Below are 14851 nucleotides of genomic sequence, written 5' to 3' on the forward strand. Positions count from 1 at the left end.
AGTGATGGCGACCGTCCCCGACACCGCGGCACTGCGACAGGTGATCCAGGACCAGCTGAAGCTGTCCCGCCGCCTCAAGGACCGGGTGGCCGAGCTGGAGGCCCGTACCCACGCCCCCGTGGCCGTGGTCGGCACCGCGATGCGGCTGCCCGGCGGGATCGACACCCCCGACGCGTACCGGACGTTCCTGTACGCGCCCGACCCCGACACCCGGGCCGTCGGCCCGATCCCCGAGGACCGCACCGGCCTGCGGTCCGTCTACCACCCGGAGCGCGGCAAGGAGGGCCACTCCTACGTCGACCGGGCCGGGTTCCTCGACGACATCGCCTCCTTCGACGCGGCGTTCTTCGGGATCTCGCAGCGCGAGGCAGAGACCATGGACCCGCAGCAGCGCCTGCTGCTCGAAGTGGCCTGGGAGGCGCTGGAGCGCGGCGGCATCGCCGCCCGCCGCCAGGACCGGCTGCCGATCGGCGTGTTCGTCGGCGTCATGGCCTCCGAGTACGGCCGCCGGTTCGTCCACGACGGCGACTACAGCCGCATCGACCCGTACCACTCCACCGGCAGCGGCCACTGCTTCGTCGCCGGCCGGATCAGCTACGCGCTCGGCCTCTCCGGCCCGGCGACCAGCGTCGACACCGCCTGCTCCTCCTCGCTGGTGGCGATCCACCAGGCGGTCCGGGCGCTGCGCGGCGGCGAGTGCGACTACGCGCTCGCCGGCGGCGCCAACCTGATCCTCGGCCCCGACCTCATGGTCTCCCTGTGCCAGGGCGAGGCCCTCTCGCCCGGCGGCAGGTCCCGGAGCTTCCTCGCCGACGCCGACGGCTACGGCCGGGGCGAGGGCGTCGGCATGGTCGCCCTGATGCGGCTCGACGACGCCCTCGCACAGGGCCACCCGGTCCTCGCCGTCGTCCGGGGCAGCGCCGTCAACCACGACGGAGCCTCCTCCGGCTTCACCGTGCCGAGCGGCCCCGCCCAGCAGGAGGTGATCCGCGCGGCCCTGGCCGACGCCCGGGTCGCCCCCGGCTCCGTCGGCTACGTCGAGGCCCACGGCACCGGCACCGCCCTCGGCGACCCCATCGAGGTCGGCGCCCTGGACGCCGTCCTCGGCACCGGCGCGGGGGAGCGGACCGCCCCCGTCGCCCTCGGCAGCGTCAAGGCGCGGATCGGGCACCTGGAGGCCGCGGCCGGCATCGCCGGCGTCCTGAAGCTGGTCCTCATGCTCGGCGACGGGACCGTCCCGGCGGGCGCCCAGCCCGGCGACGGCCGGCTCAACCCACTCATCCCCTGGGACCGGATCGCGCTCACCGTGCCCCGCGAAGCGGCACCGTGGGCGGGCGCCCCCGAGGACCGCACCGCCGGCATCAGCGCCTTCGGTCTCTCCGGGACCAACGCGCACGCCGTGCTCTCCTCGTACCGGCCGGCGCCCGCCGCGCCCGCCGACGTACCGGCGCACCACCCGGAGCTGCTCACCCTGTCCGCCAAGGACCCCCGGGCGCTCGCCGAACTGTCCGAGCGGGTACGGGAGGCCCTGACGGGACTCGACGCCGCGGGCACCGCCTCCCTCTGCCACACCCTGCGCGCCGGCCGCGTCCACTTCGGCCACCGCCTTGCCGTCGTCGGCACCGACGCGGCCGCCCTCGCCGACGCCCTCGCCGCCGGGCAGCCCGCCGACGGCGCGCGCACCGCCGACCGGGTCGTCCTGGAGACCGGCACCGACACCGCCCTCCTGGAGCGCGCGCTCGCCGAACTGGCCCGCCACTTCCCCGGGTTGGGCGAGACGATCGGCGCGGAAGGCACGCCCGCCGCCCGGCTGCGGGCCGTCCTGACGCTGCTCGGCGTCAAGACGACCCTCGCGACCGGAAGCGACACGGCCACCGGGGGCGCCGCCCGGATCACGGCCGGCGGGCAGAGCCTGCCGCTCACGGGCGACGCCCCCGAGGACGCGCCCCGCCTCCTCGCCGAGGCGCTGGCCGTCCTCTACCGGGGCGGCGCGCCCCTGCGGCTCGACCGGCTCGGCGCGCCCGGCGCGGTGTTCGTCGACGCGCCGACCTACCCGTTCCAGCGCAAGCGGTTCTGGATCGAGGAGACGGCCCCCGAGCCGGCGCACGCCATGCCGGCCCCGGTCGCCCCCACCCGTACCGCACCGCTCGACCGGGCCGAGATCGGCGCCTATCTCACCACCGAGCTCGCCGCCGTCCTCAAGGCGGACGGGGCGCTCGCCCCCGACGTGCCGTTCTGCGAGGTCGGCGGCGACTCCTTCACCGCGATGCTCCTCACCAAGAGCGTCGAGCAGCAGTACGGGGTGGAACTGCCCACCCTGGACTGCCCGGTGGAGATGCCGGTCGCCGATCTCCTCGCCCACCTCAGCGAGCAGGTCTGCGTCGCCATGGGGGTGGACGCGTGACCGTCGTGAGGAGCCCGTTCCTGCGGCCCCGCCCGGTCGACGAGCCGGCCGTCCGGCTCTTCGGGTTCCACCACGCGGGCGGTTCCGCCGCCGTCTACTACCCCTTCGTCCGTCATCTGCCCGCCGACTGGGACCTGCTCCTGCTCGACCTGCCGGGGCGCGGCCGGCGGGCGGCCGGGACCCAACTGGACGACATGGCCGAGGTGGTGGAGACCGCCGTCGCCGACGTCCTGCCCTGGGCGGACGACGGCGCGCCGTTCGCCCTGTTCGGCCACAGCATGGGCGCGGTGGTGGCCCTGGAGACCGCCCGGGCCCTGGAGGCCCTCGGCCGGTACCCGGTGTGGACCGGGGTGTCGGGGCGGGTCGCGCCCCTGCACCCGGGCGTCGGAGCCGTACCCCTGCACGCCCTCGACGACGCCGCGCTCCTCGACGTGATGCTGGACCTCGGCGGCATGCCCGAACGGGTCACCGAGGCGAGCGACTTCCTCGACCGGTTCCTGCGGACCGTCCGCGCCGACCTGAAGGCCGTGGACAACTACCGCCCCGCAGTGGGCCGTTCACCACTGAGTTCGCCGCTGACGGTGTTCGGCGGCACCCAGGACGCCTGGGCCCCGGCCTCCGCCATGCACCTGTGGCGCCGCGAGACGGGGGCGAGATTCGCCCAGCGGTTCTTCCCCGGCGGCCACTTCTACTTCCTGGACTCCGGCTTCCCGGCCCTGGCGGACCAGGTGGTCGGCCAGATCGAGACCTGCCTCGACCTGGCGGACGACGTACAGGTCGCGTAAGCGCGCACCGCACGACAGCAGTCACACCACACACACCACACACGGATCAGACCAGATCAGGTCCGAGTCAGAGGGAGAACGAAGATGCGCTGGGACAACCTGTACGTCGCCGGACTCGGGGCCTACCTCCCGGAGCAGGTCGAGACCGCGGCCGAGGCCGTCGCCGCCGGCCGCTACGACGCCGAGGAGGCCGGCTCCAACGGCATCCGCGCGGTCCGGGTGGCCCGCGCCGACGAGCCCGGCCCCGTCATGGCCGCCCACGCCGGCCGCCAGGCCGTCGAGCGCGCCGGCCGCCCCCACGAGGAGTACGACATCGTCCTCCACGGCTGCGTCGGCCACCAGGGTCAGGACTTCTGGACCCCGGTCAACTACGTGCAGAACGAGACGGTCGGCGGCACCGGCCTCTCCCTGGAGATCCGGCAGGGCTCCAACGGCGGCCTCGCCGGCCTGGAGCTCGCCGCCTCGCACCTCGCGAGCCGCGGCAAGCCCGCCGCCGCCCTCGTCACCACCGGCGACGCCTTCCGGCTGCCGTACTTCGACCGCTGGGGCTCCGACAGCCAGCAGGCGTACGGCGACGGCGCCGGCGCCCTCGTCCTCTCCAACCAGGGCGGCTTCGCCCGCCTCAAGTCCACCGCGACCTACACGGACTCCTCCCTGGAGCCCATCTACCGCGGCACCCAGGGCTGGACGGACGGCCCCTTCCTCGACGGCAAGCCCGTCGACCTGCGCACCCGCAAGTCCGACTACCTCCTCAAGGAGGAGGGCGCCTACGACCACGTCATCCAGCAGATGACGAAGAACGCCTCCCAGGTGCTCCAGGAGGCGCTCGACGACGCGGACGCCAAGCTGTCCGACGCCCGCTTCTTCGTCCACGCCAACATCGCGGAGACGATCGCTCAGTTCTCGTTCTACTCGCTGCTCGGCGTGGACCGCGCCACCACCACGTACGACTGGGGCCAGGACTTCGGCCACATGGGCGCCGGCGACCAGCTCATCGGCATGAACCACGTGGTGGAGGCCAGGAACCCGCAGCCCGGCGACCTGCTCGTCACCATGGGTGTCGGCGTCGGCTTCATGTGGACCGTCGCCGTCCTGGAGTTCACCGAGTCGCCCCAGTGGTGACGCCCCGTCACGCGGTCGCCGGTTCCGGCGGAGTCACTGGTTCCAGAGGAACCGCAGCCCCGCGTTGACCAGGAAGATCCCCACGAACGCCGCCGCCCAGCCCTGCCTCCCCGAGGCGGCCAGGGCGGCGGCGCCGCTTCCGAACCAGAGCACCTCGAGGAGCACCCGGCCGCCGCCGTGCACCGCGTACGTGGCCCGCGGCGCCCCGAACAGCGCCCACACGGCGATCAGACCGATCGGCACCCCGATGCCGAGGAGCAACTTCACCGGCCACTTGTCGGTCGTGGTGAACCCCCACAGGGCGACCGCCGCGTACACCGAGAGTTCCAGCAGGAACATCACAAGGAGGTTGAAGGCCTTGAGGGACGAGAGCATGAAGGACTCCTAGAGCGGGTCAGACCGTCAGATCGGTACGGAGCGTGAAACGGGTCAGCCGGGGGTCGGAGCTGAGGATGGCGCGCTGGAGCTCCTGGAGCCGGGGCGAGGGCTCCACGCCCAGCTCCTCCACGAGGAAGCCGCGGAGCGCGGTGAACGCCTCAAGCGCCCGCCACTGCTGACCGGACCGGTAGAGCGCCGTCATGTACTGGGCGCACAGGTTCTCGTGCATCGGGTGGCGGGCGGTCAGCACCGCCAGCTCGCTCAGCAGCGCGTGATGCCGGCCCAGCGCGAGATCCGCCTCGACGCGGGACTCCACGACGCACAGGTGACTCTCCTCCAGACGCGTCACCTCCACGCTGAGCCGCAGCCCGTGCTGCACGTCGACCAGCGCCCGGCCACGCCACACCGCGAGCGACTGCCGCAGCAGCCGCGACCCCGTCTCCCGGTCGCCGAGGTCGAGCGCCCGCCGTCCGGCGGCCGCGAGCCGCTCGAAGGCGTGCACGTCGACCTCCTCCGGGGTGATGTCGAGGAGATAGCCGCCGTACCGCGTGGCCAGCACGTCCTTCGCCCGGCGCGGGCCCTCCGGCGGCAGCGCCGCCTCGATGCGCTTGCGCAGCTGGAGGATGTACGTCTGCAGCGTCGTCTGCGCGCTCCGCGGCGGCTCCATGTCCCACAGCTCCTCCATGAGCGTGGGCACCGGCACGATCTGGCCGGCCTGCAGGGCGAGCAGCGCGAGGATCTGGCGGGGCTTCCCCGCGGTCGGCAGGAGCGCGACCCCGTTCTCCGAAGCCTCGAAGGACCCCAGGACCTTGATGTCCATGCAGCTCCACCCCTCCACTCGCCAGCTCCAATGGTGCTACCGAGTCTGGCCCGCCCGCCCGTTGGGGCGACAGTGCCCAGGTCACCGGCCTCCCATGAACCCCGAACGGGCCGATGCATGAGAAATGCACGGTCCGTACGGGGGCGCTGGACGCGAGTGCGAGTCCGGCTCAAGCGCCGCCGCCGACGATCGGCCCGTACCGACGAGCTGTCCGTACGACGAGGACAGGGCCCGGCCGACGGAGGCGCGCGCGTGAGGAGAGATCATTGACCACGGTATCCAGCCCGGCGGATCGCGAAACCCGGAAGTCCCCGCTGGAATCACTGCGCGCACTGCGCGCCGACGGCACTCTGGCCGAGAACTACCCGTCCGTCGCCCCGCTCCTCGCCGCCATGGTGTCGGGCGGCGCGGACGCCGACTTCCGGCGCGCCGGCAACCTCCTCGTCCAGCTCGACCGGCAGGCCGTCCTCGCGGCCCGCCCGGACACCGAGACCGCGGTCGTCGCCCTCACCGGGCACTCCACGATCGGGGGCGTACGAGCGCCGCTGACCGCCGAGTTCGCCCGCCACGGCGTCCTCGTCGAGGACCGCCTCGGCGACTTCGACGCCTACCTGCGCGACCTGCGCGACCCGGCGAGCGCCCTGCACGCCCCCGACGTCGACCTGGCCCTGTGGATCCTCGACCCGCAGACCCTCCTCGACGAGATGGGCACGCCCTGGCAGGCCGACGACCTCATACGGACCGCCGAGCGCAAGCTCGCCCAGATCGAGGGCCTCGCCACCGCCTTCACCGGGAACGCCACGGCCGCGCTGGTCCTCAACACCGTGCCGCTGCCCCGCAGCGTCACCCACCAGCTCATCGACCACGAGTCCCGGGCCCGCGCCGGCATCGCCTGGCGCGACTTCAACAGCGGACTCCTGCGCCTCGCCCTCGGCAACCCGCGGATCCACGTCGTCGACCTCGACCCGGTCGTCGCCTCCGGCGTCCCGCTCGACGAGCCCCGCATGGCCGCCTACGCCAAGGCCAACCTCGGCGACGAGCTGCTCGCCCGCTACGCCCGGGAGGTCGCCCACCTCTCCCGCATGCTGCGCGGCCGCACCAAGAAGGTCCTCGTCGTCGACGCCGACAACACCCTCTGGGACGGGATCCTCGGCGACGACGGCCCGGACGGCATCGCCGCCGCCACCACCTTCCGCGGCGAGGCCTTCGGCAACTTCCAGCGGGTCGTCCAGCAGATCGGCACCCAGGGCATCCTCCTCGCGGTCAGCAGCAAGAACGACCACGAGCCGGTCGTCCAGGTCCTCAAGGACCACCCCGACATGGTGCTGCGCGAGGCCGACTTCGCCCGCGTCAACGCCAACTGGCAGCCCAAGGACGCCAACCTCCTCGACATCGCCGAGAAGCTCAACCTCGGCGTGGACAGCTTCGTCTTCGCCGACGACTCGCCCTTCGAGTGCGGCCTGGTCGCCGACAGCCTCCCGCAGGTCGCCGTCGTCCGCCTCGACGAAGAGCCCGCCCTGCACATCGAGAAGCTGCTCGCCGACGGCTGGTTCGACACCGCCCGCCTCACCGACGAGGACCGGGCGCGGGCCGCGCTCTACCGCACCGAGTCCGAGCGCGCCGAACTCCTCGAGAACGCCGGCTCCATGGAGGAGTACCTCGAAGGGCTCGGCGTCCGCGTCCGGCTCGCCGAGGCCGGCCCGGGCGACATCGACCGGGTCGCGCAACTCTCCCTGCGGACCAACCAGTTCAACCTCACGACGGTACGGCTCCAGCCGGCTGACGTGGCCGCCCGGGCCGACGACCCCGACCACCTCGTCCTCGCGATCCGCTCCGGCGACCGCTTCGGCGACAACGGCGTCGTGGGAACCGTCTTCGCCCGCCGCTCCGGCGACGCACTGCACGTCGACAACATGCTGCTCTCCTGCCGGGTCTTCGCCCGCGGCATCGAGCAGACCGCGATCGCGAGCCTCCTCGCCCACGCCGCCGCCACCGGCGTCCGAACCGTCCTCGCGAGCTACCGGCCGACCGCCAAGAACAAGAACGTCCGGGAGTTCTGGCCCTCCATGGACTTCACCCCCACCACCACGGCGGACGACGAGCTTCACTTCCGCCACGACCTGGAGAACCTCCCGGTCGTCCCCTCCCACATCCTGCTCGACTCCACCCTGGAAGGCACCGCGTCATGACCAAAGAGGACTTCATCCACCTGGTACGCGACGAGCTCGACCTGCCCCTCGGCGTCGACGACCTCTCCGCGGACTTCGACCACGTCGTGAGCTGGGACTCGATGCACATGCTGCGCCTCGTCGCCGCCGTCGAGCGCGAGACCGGCTCCCGCGTCCCCGTCGGCAAGCTGCTGGCCGACCGCAGCCTCGCCGCCATCTACGAGCGCATCAGCGCGGCGTGAACCGCCGAGCCATCCAGCAGAGGCAGGAGAGAACCCCATGAGCATCGACGCCCGGGACACCGCTCGGGACACCACGCGGGACGTCCGGTCCGCGTCGCCCGAGGCGCCGACCGGACCGCCCGGACCGACCGCCACCGGCCCGGAGGCGCCCGCCCCCGGCAAGCGCGGAATGATCCTCGCCGTGGTCGCCGTCGCCCAGCTCGTCTGCGTCCTGGACGCGACCATCGCCAACGTGATGCTTCCCCAGCTCCGCGGCGACCTCGGGCTCGGCACGACGGGCCTGCAGTGGGTGATGAACATCTACGTGCTGCTCTTCGGCGGCCTCATGCTGCTGGGCGGCCGCCTCACCGACGTCTTCGCCCGCCGCACCGTCCTGGTCAGCGGCATCGCCCTGTTCACCCTCGGCTCCCTCGCCGCGGCCACCGCCGACACCGGCGGCATGCTGCTCGCCGGCCGCGGCCTCCAGGGCATCGGAGCCGCCGTCCTCTCGCCGGCCGCCCTCTCCATCCTCGTCACGACCTACCCGGAGCCCGCCGAGCGCGCCAAGGCCCTCGGCATCTGGGGCACCGTCATGGGCGTCGGCGCCAGCCTCGGCACCCTGCTCGGCGGCGCCGTCACCGACATCGACTGGCGCTGGGCCTTCCTCATCAACATCCCCATCGGCCTGCTGCTGATCGCCGCCGCCTACGTGTACGTACCGAAGATCGTCCGCACCGGCGCCCGCCCGCCCGCCGACGTCCTGGGCGCCCTCACCGGCACCCTCGGCCTGCTCACGCTGGTCTTCGGCATCGTCACCGCCGGCTCGGAGGGCTGGACCGACCCGACCGCCCTCGGCTCGCTCGCCGCCGCCGTCGTGCTGCTCGCCGTGTTCGTCCGGGTGGAGAGCACCGCCAAGGCGCCGCTGCTGCCCCTGCACCTGCTGCGCCGCCGGTCCGTCGCGACCGGCACCGTCGCCCAGCTGATCACCGCCGGTCTGATGCTGCCGGCCTTCTTCATGCTGCCGCAGTACATGCAGCTCGGCCTCGGCTACACCCCGATGGAGGTCGGCCTCGCCTACATCCCGACCTGCCTCGCGATGCTCGGCGTGTCCGGCGCCGTCCCGGTGCTCATCGCCAAGTTCGGGCCCCGCGTCCCGTACGTCATCGGTACGGTCCTGCTCGCCGTCATGCTGGTCCTGATGCTCGGCGCGGCCACCACCAGCGGCTACTGGTCGCTGCTGCTGCCCGTCACCGCGCTGCTCGGCGTCGGTCTGGTGCTCTGCATGATGACGGCCCCGGTCGTCGGCACGCAGGACGCCTCGGAGCAGGACGCGGGCACCACCTCCGCCATCCTCAACGCCTCCACCGAGGTCGGCGGCGCCCTCGCCCTCGCCGTCACGGCGACCGTCGTCGGCTCCCGCCTCGCCGAGCTCACCGCCCAGGGAGTCGGCACCGCCGAGGCGTTCACCGAGGCGCTCCAGCGCGGCTTCCTGGTCCTCTTCGTCTGGATCGCCGCCAACCTGGCCATCGGCCTCTTCGGGTTCGCCGGCCGCCCGGCGACCGGCGACGCGCCGAAGTCGTGACCAGCGCCGCCGGGCGGCCCCCCACCCGCCCGGCGGCCCCGCCCTCCTCCATATCCGCACCGGATCGAGGGGATCCCCAGCCCGCTCTCTCCGCGCAGAGAGGCAGACAGATGCTCCAGCAACGCCACCGCCCCGCCGCACGGCCCGCCGCCCCGGACACCACCGCCCCGGACACCACCGCCCCGGCCGCGATCGCTCCGGCCACCACCGCCCCGGGTACGACGGCCCCGGCCACCACGGCCCCCGTCGCCCCCGGCGGACCCGTCGCCCTCCTCCTCGGAGCCGCGGCACCCCACCGGCACCCGGGCGAGGCCGCCGCCAACTCCACCCTCCTGGAGACCTGGTCGAGCGGGGTACGCACCTGGGTCCTCGACCGCGCGGAGCTGCTCGCCGCCCGCGGCCCCGAGGCCCGGATCCTCTCCGACGAGGCGACCGGACTCGACAGCGTCCACGCCGACGCCTGTGTGGCCTGGGCCCGCGACCGGCAGGCCGCCGGACACCGCTTCGACCTCGTCCTCGGACTGCGCGAGGACGTCCAGCTCGCCGCCGCCGACCTCGCGGCCGCCCTGCACCTGCCCGGCAACCACCCGGACGCCGTCCGCCGCGTCCAGGACACCGGCACCCGGCTCGCGGCCCTCGCCGCCGGCGGATTCCTCGTCGACGAGGACCCCGACCGGGCCCCGGAGGGCACCGCGCTCACCGCCGTCGGCGCCTTCGTCTCGGGCCGGCCCCACGTCTTCCTCCTCGCCGTGCCCACCGACGACGGCTGGGCCCCGGTCACGGAGAACCACGGGGCCCCCGCGACCGAGAAAGACCGGTCTCCCGCGGCCGAGGACACCCGGGCCCCCGCCACCGGGGAGGGCCGGACTCCCACCACCGGACTGCCCCACACCCCGCACCACCACACCCCGCAGGCCCTCGCCGCCGAGGCCGCCGCGGCCGTCCTCCACCTCGGACTCTGCTTCGGCGTCTTCCGCGTGGACCTGCGCGCCACCGACCGGGGCATCGCCGTCTCGGACGTCCGCCTCACCCTCGAAGCACCCGGCCTCCAGGCCCACCTGGCCCGGACGCTGCCCTGCGTCGAGCTCTTCAACCTCGTGTACGACGACGCCCTGGGCCGTACGACGGCCCTCCCCGCGCCGCCCCTCGCCCCGGCCGCCCAGCCGCCCACCCCCTCGACCGTGCCCCCGTTCGTCCTCCTCGCGGGCGAGCCCGAGGGAGCGGCGGCGGAGCCCCACATATGCCGCGGAACCGACTGAACCGAACGAGAGCCGGAGACCCCGAATGACCACCGAGCTCGTCCAGCTGCTCACTCCCGAGGGCCGTCGCGTCCACCACCCCGAGTACGCCGCCGACCCGAGCGCGGAGGAACTGCGCGGCCTCCACCGTGACATGGTGCTGGCCCGCCGCCTCGACGCCGAGGCCGTCACCCTGCAACGCCAGGGCGAACTGGCCCTGTGGCCCTCGCTGCTCGGCCAGGAGGCCGCCCAGATCGGCTCCGCCCGCGCCCTGCGGCCCCGGGACCACGCCTTCCCCAGCTACCGCGAGCACGGCGTGGCCCTGGTCAGGAACCTCGACCCGGCCCACCTCCTGTCGCTCTTCCGCGGCGCCAGTAACGGCAGTTGGGACCCGGCGGAGAACAACTTCCACCTCTACACCCTCGTCATCGGCTCGCAGGCCCTGCACGCCACCGGCTACGCGATGGGCGTGGCCAAGGACGGCGCCGACACCGCCGTCATCGCCTACTTCGGCGACGGCGCCTCCAGCCAGGGCGACGTGGCGGAGGCCTTCACCTTCGGCGCGGTCTACGACGCCCCGATCGTCTTCTTCTGCCAGAACAACCAGTGGGCGATCTCCGAGCCCACCGAGCGCCAGATGCGGGTCCCGCTCTACCGGCGCGCCCCGGGCTTCGGCTTCCCCGGCGTCCGCGTCGACGGCAACGACGTCCTCGCGTGCCTGGCCGTCACCCGCGCCGCCCTCGACCACGTACGGACCGGCTCCGGACCGATGTTCGTCGAGGCGTACACGTACCGCATGGGCGCCCACACCACCTCCGACGACCCGACCCGCTACCGCGACGAGGCGGAGGTGGAGGAGTGGCGGGCCAAGGACCCGATCCTGCGGCTCCGCCGGCTCCTGGAGCGCGAGGGCCACGCCGACGAGGCGTGGTTCGCCGCCCTGGACGAGGAGGCGGAGGCGCTCGCGCGGCGGGTCCGCGAGATCGTCAGGACGATGCCCGACCCCGACCCGATGCTGATGTTCGAGAACGTGTACGCGGACGGGCACGCGCTCGTCGACGAGGAACGTGCCCGGTTCGCCGCCTACCAGGCGTCCTTCGAGGACGCCGGACGGAGCAACTAGTCATGGTCACGAAGAGACTTCCCGTGGCGAAGGCGCTCAACGAGGCCCTGCGCGCGGCGCTGGAGTCCGACCCCAAGGTCCTGCTCATGGGCGAGGACATCGGCAAGCTCGGCGGTGTCTTCCGGGTCACCGACGGTCTGCAGAAGGACTTCGGCGAGAGCCGCGTCATGGACTCGCCGCTCGCCGAGTCGGGCATCGTCGGCACGGCGATCGGTCTGGCCCTGCGCGGCTACCGGCCGGTCGTGGAGATCCAGTTCGACGGTTTCGTCTTCCCCGCGTACGACCAGATCGTCACCCAGCTCGCGAAGATGCACGCCCGCTCGCAGGGCAAGGTGCGGCTCCCCGTCGTGATCCGTATCCCGTACGGCGGCGGCATCGGCGCGGTCGAGCACCACTCCGAGTCCCCCGAGGCGCTCTTCGCCCACGTCGCGGGCCTGAAGATCGTGTCGCCGTCGACCCCGTCCGACGCGTACTGGATGCTGCGGCAGGCCGTCGAGTGCGACGACCCGGTCATCTTCTTCGAGCCCAAGCGCCGGTACTGGGACAAGGGCGACGTCACCGTGCCCGACAGCGGCTCCGCCGCGGGGGATGCCGTCCCCGGCGAGCTCCACAAGGCGCGGATCGCCCGCGCCGGCACCGACCTCACCCTCGCCGCCTACGGCCCGATGGTGAAGGTCTGCCTCCAGGCGGCCGCCGCCGCCGAGGAGGAAGGCCGGTCGATCGAGGTCCTCGACCTCCGCTCGGTGTCCCCGCTCGACTTCGACACCGTCCAGACCTCGGCCGAGAAGACCGGCCGCCTGGTCGTCGTCCACGAGGCCCCGGTCTTCTTCGGCGCGGGCGCGGAGATCGCCGCCCGGATCACGGAGCGCTGCTTCCACCACCTGGAGGCCCCCGTCCTGCGGGTCGGCGGCTACCACGCGCCGTATCCGCCGGCGCGCCTGGAGGAGGAGTACCTGCCGGGCCTCGACAGGGTGCTCGACGCGGTCGACCGCTCGCTGGCGTACTAGGCGTACCCGGCGCAACAGGGAAAGAGATCATGGCGATTCGCGAATTCAGGATGCCCGACGTGGGGGAGGGGCTGACCGAGGCCGACATCCTCACCTGGTACGTCAAGCCCGGCGACCCCGTCGTGGACGGGCAGGTCGTGTGCGAGATCGAGACGGCCAAGGCGGCGGTGGAGCTCCCCGTCCCCTTCGACGGCGTCGTACGGGAGATCGGCTTCCCCGAGGGCACGACGGTGGACGTCGGCGCCGTGATCATCTCGGTCGACACGGAAGCCATGCCGGAGACGGAGACGGAGAAGGTGCCGGGGACGGGGACGGGGACGGGGACGGGGACGGGGACGAGGACGGAGAAGGTGACGGAGACCGTCACGGAACAGCCGGAACGCCGACCGGTACTCGTCGGCTACGGCGTCGTGGAGTCCTCCGCGAAGCGCCGCCCCCGCAGGCCGGCCAACGGCATGTCCCCCGGCGGCCGCGGACCCGCCGCCGGCCCGCGCCCGCTGGCCAAGCCCCCCGTGCGCAAGCTCGCCAAGGACCTCGGGGTCGACCTGACGGTCGTCCGCCCCTCCGGCGGGGGAGGCACGATCACGCGCGCCGACGTGCACGCCGCCGCCGTGGTCGACATCGGCACCCGGGAGGTCGTGGAAACGCCGGCCGCGACACCCGCCGCGCTGCCGGATCCCCGGGAGACCCGTATCCCCATCAAGGGTGTGCGGAAGGCGACGGCGGCCGCGATGGTCGGTTCCGCGTTCACGGCGCCGCACGTCACGGAGTTCGTGACGTTCGACATCACGCGGACGATGAAGCTGGTCGAGGAGCTGAAGTCCGACAAGGACATGGCGGGCCTGCGGGTCAATCCGCTGCTCCTCATCGCGAAGGCCGTGCTGGTCGCGGTGAAGCGGAACCCGGACATCAATGCGGCCTGGGACGAGGCGGCGCAGGAGATCGTGCTCAAGCGGTACGTGAACCTGGGCATCGCCGCGGCCACCCCGCGCGGTCTGATCGTGCCGAACATCAAGGACGCGCACGCCCGGACCCTGCCCGAGCTGTCCATGTCCCTGAGCGAGCTGGTCGCCACGGCCCGCGAGGGCAAGACGACTCCGGCGGCGATGCAGGGCGGCACCTTCACGATTACCAACGTCGGCGTCTTCGGCGTCGATACCGGTACGCCGATCCTGAACCCGGGCGAGGCCGCGATCCTCGCGGTCGGTACGATCAAGCTCCAACCCTGGCTCCACAAGGGCAAGGTGAAGCCGCGTCAGGTCACTACCCTGGCGCTCTCCTTCGACCACCGCCTCGTCGACGGCGAGCTCGGCTCGAAGTTCCTCGCGGACACCGCCGCGATCCTGGAGCAACCGAAGCGGCTCATCACCTGGGCCTGAACGGGCACGTCCATCAGTCGAACCGAGCACGGGGAAGGCACAACACATGGCGCGCGAGTCGGAGTCGGGGCTGCCGATCGAGCCGGTCTACGGGCCGGGGGCTCTGGAGGGGTGGGATCCTGCCGGGAAGTTGGGCGAGCCGGGGTCGTATCCGTTCACGCGTGGTGTGTATCCGTCGATGTACACGGGTCGGCCGTGGACGATGCGGCAGTACGCGGGTTTCGGTACGGCGACGGAGTCGAATGCCCGGTACAAGCAGTTGATCGCGAACGGCACGATGGGTTTGTCGGTGGCGTTCGATCTGCCGACGCAGATGGGTCATGACTCGGACGCGGCGATCTCCTCGGGTGAGGTCGGCAAGGTGGGTGTGGCGATCGATTCGATCGACGACATGCGGGTGTTGTTCGACGGGATTCCGTTGGACAGGGTCTCGACGTCGATGACGATCAACGCTCCTGGTTCTCTTCTTCTGCTGCTGTACCAGTTGGTGGGTGAGGAGCAGGGTGTTCCGGCGGACAAGCTGACGGGGACGATCCAGAACGATGTGCTGAAGGAGTACATCGCGCGGGGGACGTACATTTTCCCGCCGAAGCCTTCGCTGCGTCTGATCGCGGACATTTTCAA

Annotated in this window: 13 protein-coding genes; 11 read left to right on the forward strand and 2 right to left on the reverse strand. The window is 72.7% G+C overall.

All coding sequences use genetic code 11. From position 1 onward, the window contains the following. Window positions 1-4 precede the first annotated feature (4 nt). From ACFWWU_RS22715 to ACFWWU_RS22725, 3 genes are all read left to right on the forward strand, one after another. Window positions 5-2404 (forward strand): beta-ketoacyl synthase N-terminal-like domain-containing protein, encoded by a 2400-nt coding sequence (locus ACFWWU_RS22715; protein WP_384147640.1) that lies wholly within the window; start codon window positions 5-7, stop codon window positions 2402-2404. Next, on the forward strand, window positions 2401-3189 hold the full coding sequence (locus tag ACFWWU_RS22720; RefSeq protein ID WP_384147641.1) for a thioesterase II family protein: 789 nt from the start codon (window positions 2401-2403) through the stop codon (window positions 3187-3189). Before ACFWWU_RS22715 ends, ACFWWU_RS22720 begins: the two co-directional genes overlap by 4 nt. Before the next feature lie 84 nt (window positions 3190-3273). Further along, complete coding sequence (locus ACFWWU_RS22725) at window positions 3274-4311, forward strand: ketoacyl-ACP synthase III family protein (protein ID WP_384147642.1); 1038 nt, start codon at window positions 3274-3276, stop codon at window positions 4309-4311. 33 nt (window positions 4312-4344) lie between these two features. On the opposite strand, the gene ACFWWU_RS22730 is transcribed toward ACFWWU_RS22725, so the two are convergent. Continuing rightward, complete coding sequence (locus ACFWWU_RS22730) at window positions 4345-4686, reverse strand: YrdB family protein (RefSeq protein WP_384147643.1); 342 nt, start codon at window positions 4684-4686, stop codon at window positions 4345-4347. A 19-nt stretch (window positions 4687-4705) separates the two neighbouring features. Beyond that, window positions 4706-5509, reverse strand: coding sequence for a BTAD domain-containing putative transcriptional regulator (locus ACFWWU_RS22735; RefSeq protein WP_384147644.1), 804 nt, complete (start codon window positions 5507-5509; stop codon window positions 4706-4708). 266 nt (window positions 5510-5775) lie between these two features. Here ACFWWU_RS22735 and ACFWWU_RS22740 point away from each other — a divergent pair, with 266 nt between their 5' ends. The 8 genes from ACFWWU_RS22740 to ACFWWU_RS22775 form a co-directional block, all read left to right on the forward strand. Continuing rightward, window positions 5776-7698 carry an HAD-IIIC family phosphatase gene (locus ACFWWU_RS22740; protein WP_384147645.1) on the forward strand — a complete coding sequence of 641 codons (1923 nt, stop codon included), beginning with the start codon at window positions 5776-5778 and terminating at the stop codon, window positions 7696-7698. Beyond that, window positions 7695-7919 (forward strand): phosphopantetheine-binding protein, encoded by a 225-nt coding sequence (locus tag ACFWWU_RS22745; protein ID WP_024761885.1) that lies wholly within the window; start codon window positions 7695-7697, stop codon window positions 7917-7919. Before ACFWWU_RS22740 ends, ACFWWU_RS22745 begins: the two co-directional genes overlap by 4 nt. Window positions 7920-7956: 37 nt before the next feature. After that, a complete protein-coding gene (locus tag ACFWWU_RS22750) occupies window positions 7957-9480 on the forward strand; it encodes an MFS transporter (RefSeq protein ID WP_384147646.1) in 1524 nt (507 codons plus the stop codon). 110 nt (window positions 9481-9590) lie between these two features. Continuing rightward, a complete protein-coding gene (locus tag ACFWWU_RS22755; protein ID WP_384147647.1) occupies window positions 9591-10739 on the forward strand; it encodes a hypothetical protein in 1149 nt (382 codons plus the stop codon). 25 nt (window positions 10740-10764) lie between these two features. Further along, window positions 10765-11841: a pyruvate dehydrogenase (acetyl-transferring) E1 component subunit alpha gene (gene pdhA, locus ACFWWU_RS22760; protein ID WP_384147648.1), complete on the forward strand. Its 1077-nt coding sequence runs from the start codon at window positions 10765-10767 to the stop codon at window positions 11839-11841. Between the two features lie 2 nt (window positions 11842-11843). Then, window positions 11844-12848, forward strand: coding sequence for an alpha-ketoacid dehydrogenase subunit beta (locus ACFWWU_RS22765; RefSeq protein WP_384147649.1), 1005 nt, complete (start codon window positions 11844-11846; stop codon window positions 12846-12848). 29 nt (window positions 12849-12877) lie between these two features. Further along, window positions 12878-14227 (forward strand): dihydrolipoamide acetyltransferase family protein, encoded by a 1350-nt coding sequence (locus ACFWWU_RS22770; RefSeq protein WP_384147650.1) that lies wholly within the window; start codon window positions 12878-12880, stop codon window positions 14225-14227. A gap of 46 nt (window positions 14228-14273) precedes the next feature. Then, window positions 14274-14851 (forward strand): methylmalonyl-CoA mutase family protein (locus tag ACFWWU_RS22775; protein ID WP_384147651.1); only part of this gene is annotated, 578 nt, incomplete at its 3' end.

Origin of the sequence: Streptomyces sp. NPDC058650, assembly GCF_042717315.1 — a bacterium.
In the GTDB taxonomy this organism is placed as follows: Bacteria; Actinomycetota; Actinomycetes; order Streptomycetales; family Streptomycetaceae; genus Streptomyces.

Excerpts from the sequence above, each read along its gene's own strand:
- ACFWWU_RS22770 (WP_384147650.1), top strand. The coding sequence starts at position 12,878 with ATGGCGATTCGCGAATTCAGGATGCCCGACGTGGGGGAGGGGCTGACC.
- ACFWWU_RS22725 (WP_384147642.1), top strand. The coding sequence starts at position 3,274 with ATGCGCTGGGACAACCTGTACGTCGCCGGACTCGGGGCCTACCTCCCG.
- pdhA (WP_384147648.1), top strand. The coding sequence starts at position 10,765 with ATGACCACCGAGCTCGTCCAGCTGCTCACTCCCGAGGGCCGTCGCGTC.
- ACFWWU_RS22730 (WP_384147643.1), bottom strand. The coding sequence starts at position 4,686 with ATGCTCTCGTCCCTCAAGGCCTTCAACCTCCTTGTGATGTTCCTGCTG.
- ACFWWU_RS22735 (WP_384147644.1), bottom strand. The coding sequence starts at position 5,509 with ATGGACATCAAGGTCCTGGGGTCCTTCGAGGCTTCGGAGAACGGGGTC.
- ACFWWU_RS22715 (WP_384147640.1), top strand. The coding sequence starts at position 5 with ATGGCGACCGTCCCCGACACCGCGGCACTGCGACAGGTGATCCAGGAC.
- ACFWWU_RS22765 (WP_384147649.1), top strand. The coding sequence starts at position 11,844 with ATGGTCACGAAGAGACTTCCCGTGGCGAAGGCGCTCAACGAGGCCCTG.
- ACFWWU_RS22755 (WP_384147647.1), top strand. The coding sequence starts at position 9,591 with ATGCTCCAGCAACGCCACCGCCCCGCCGCACGGCCCGCCGCCCCGGAC.
- ACFWWU_RS22745 (WP_024761885.1), top strand. The coding sequence starts at position 7,695 with ATGACCAAAGAGGACTTCATCCACCTGGTACGCGACGAGCTCGACCTG.
- ACFWWU_RS22750 (WP_384147646.1), top strand. The coding sequence starts at position 7,957 with ATGAGCATCGACGCCCGGGACACCGCTCGGGACACCACGCGGGACGTC.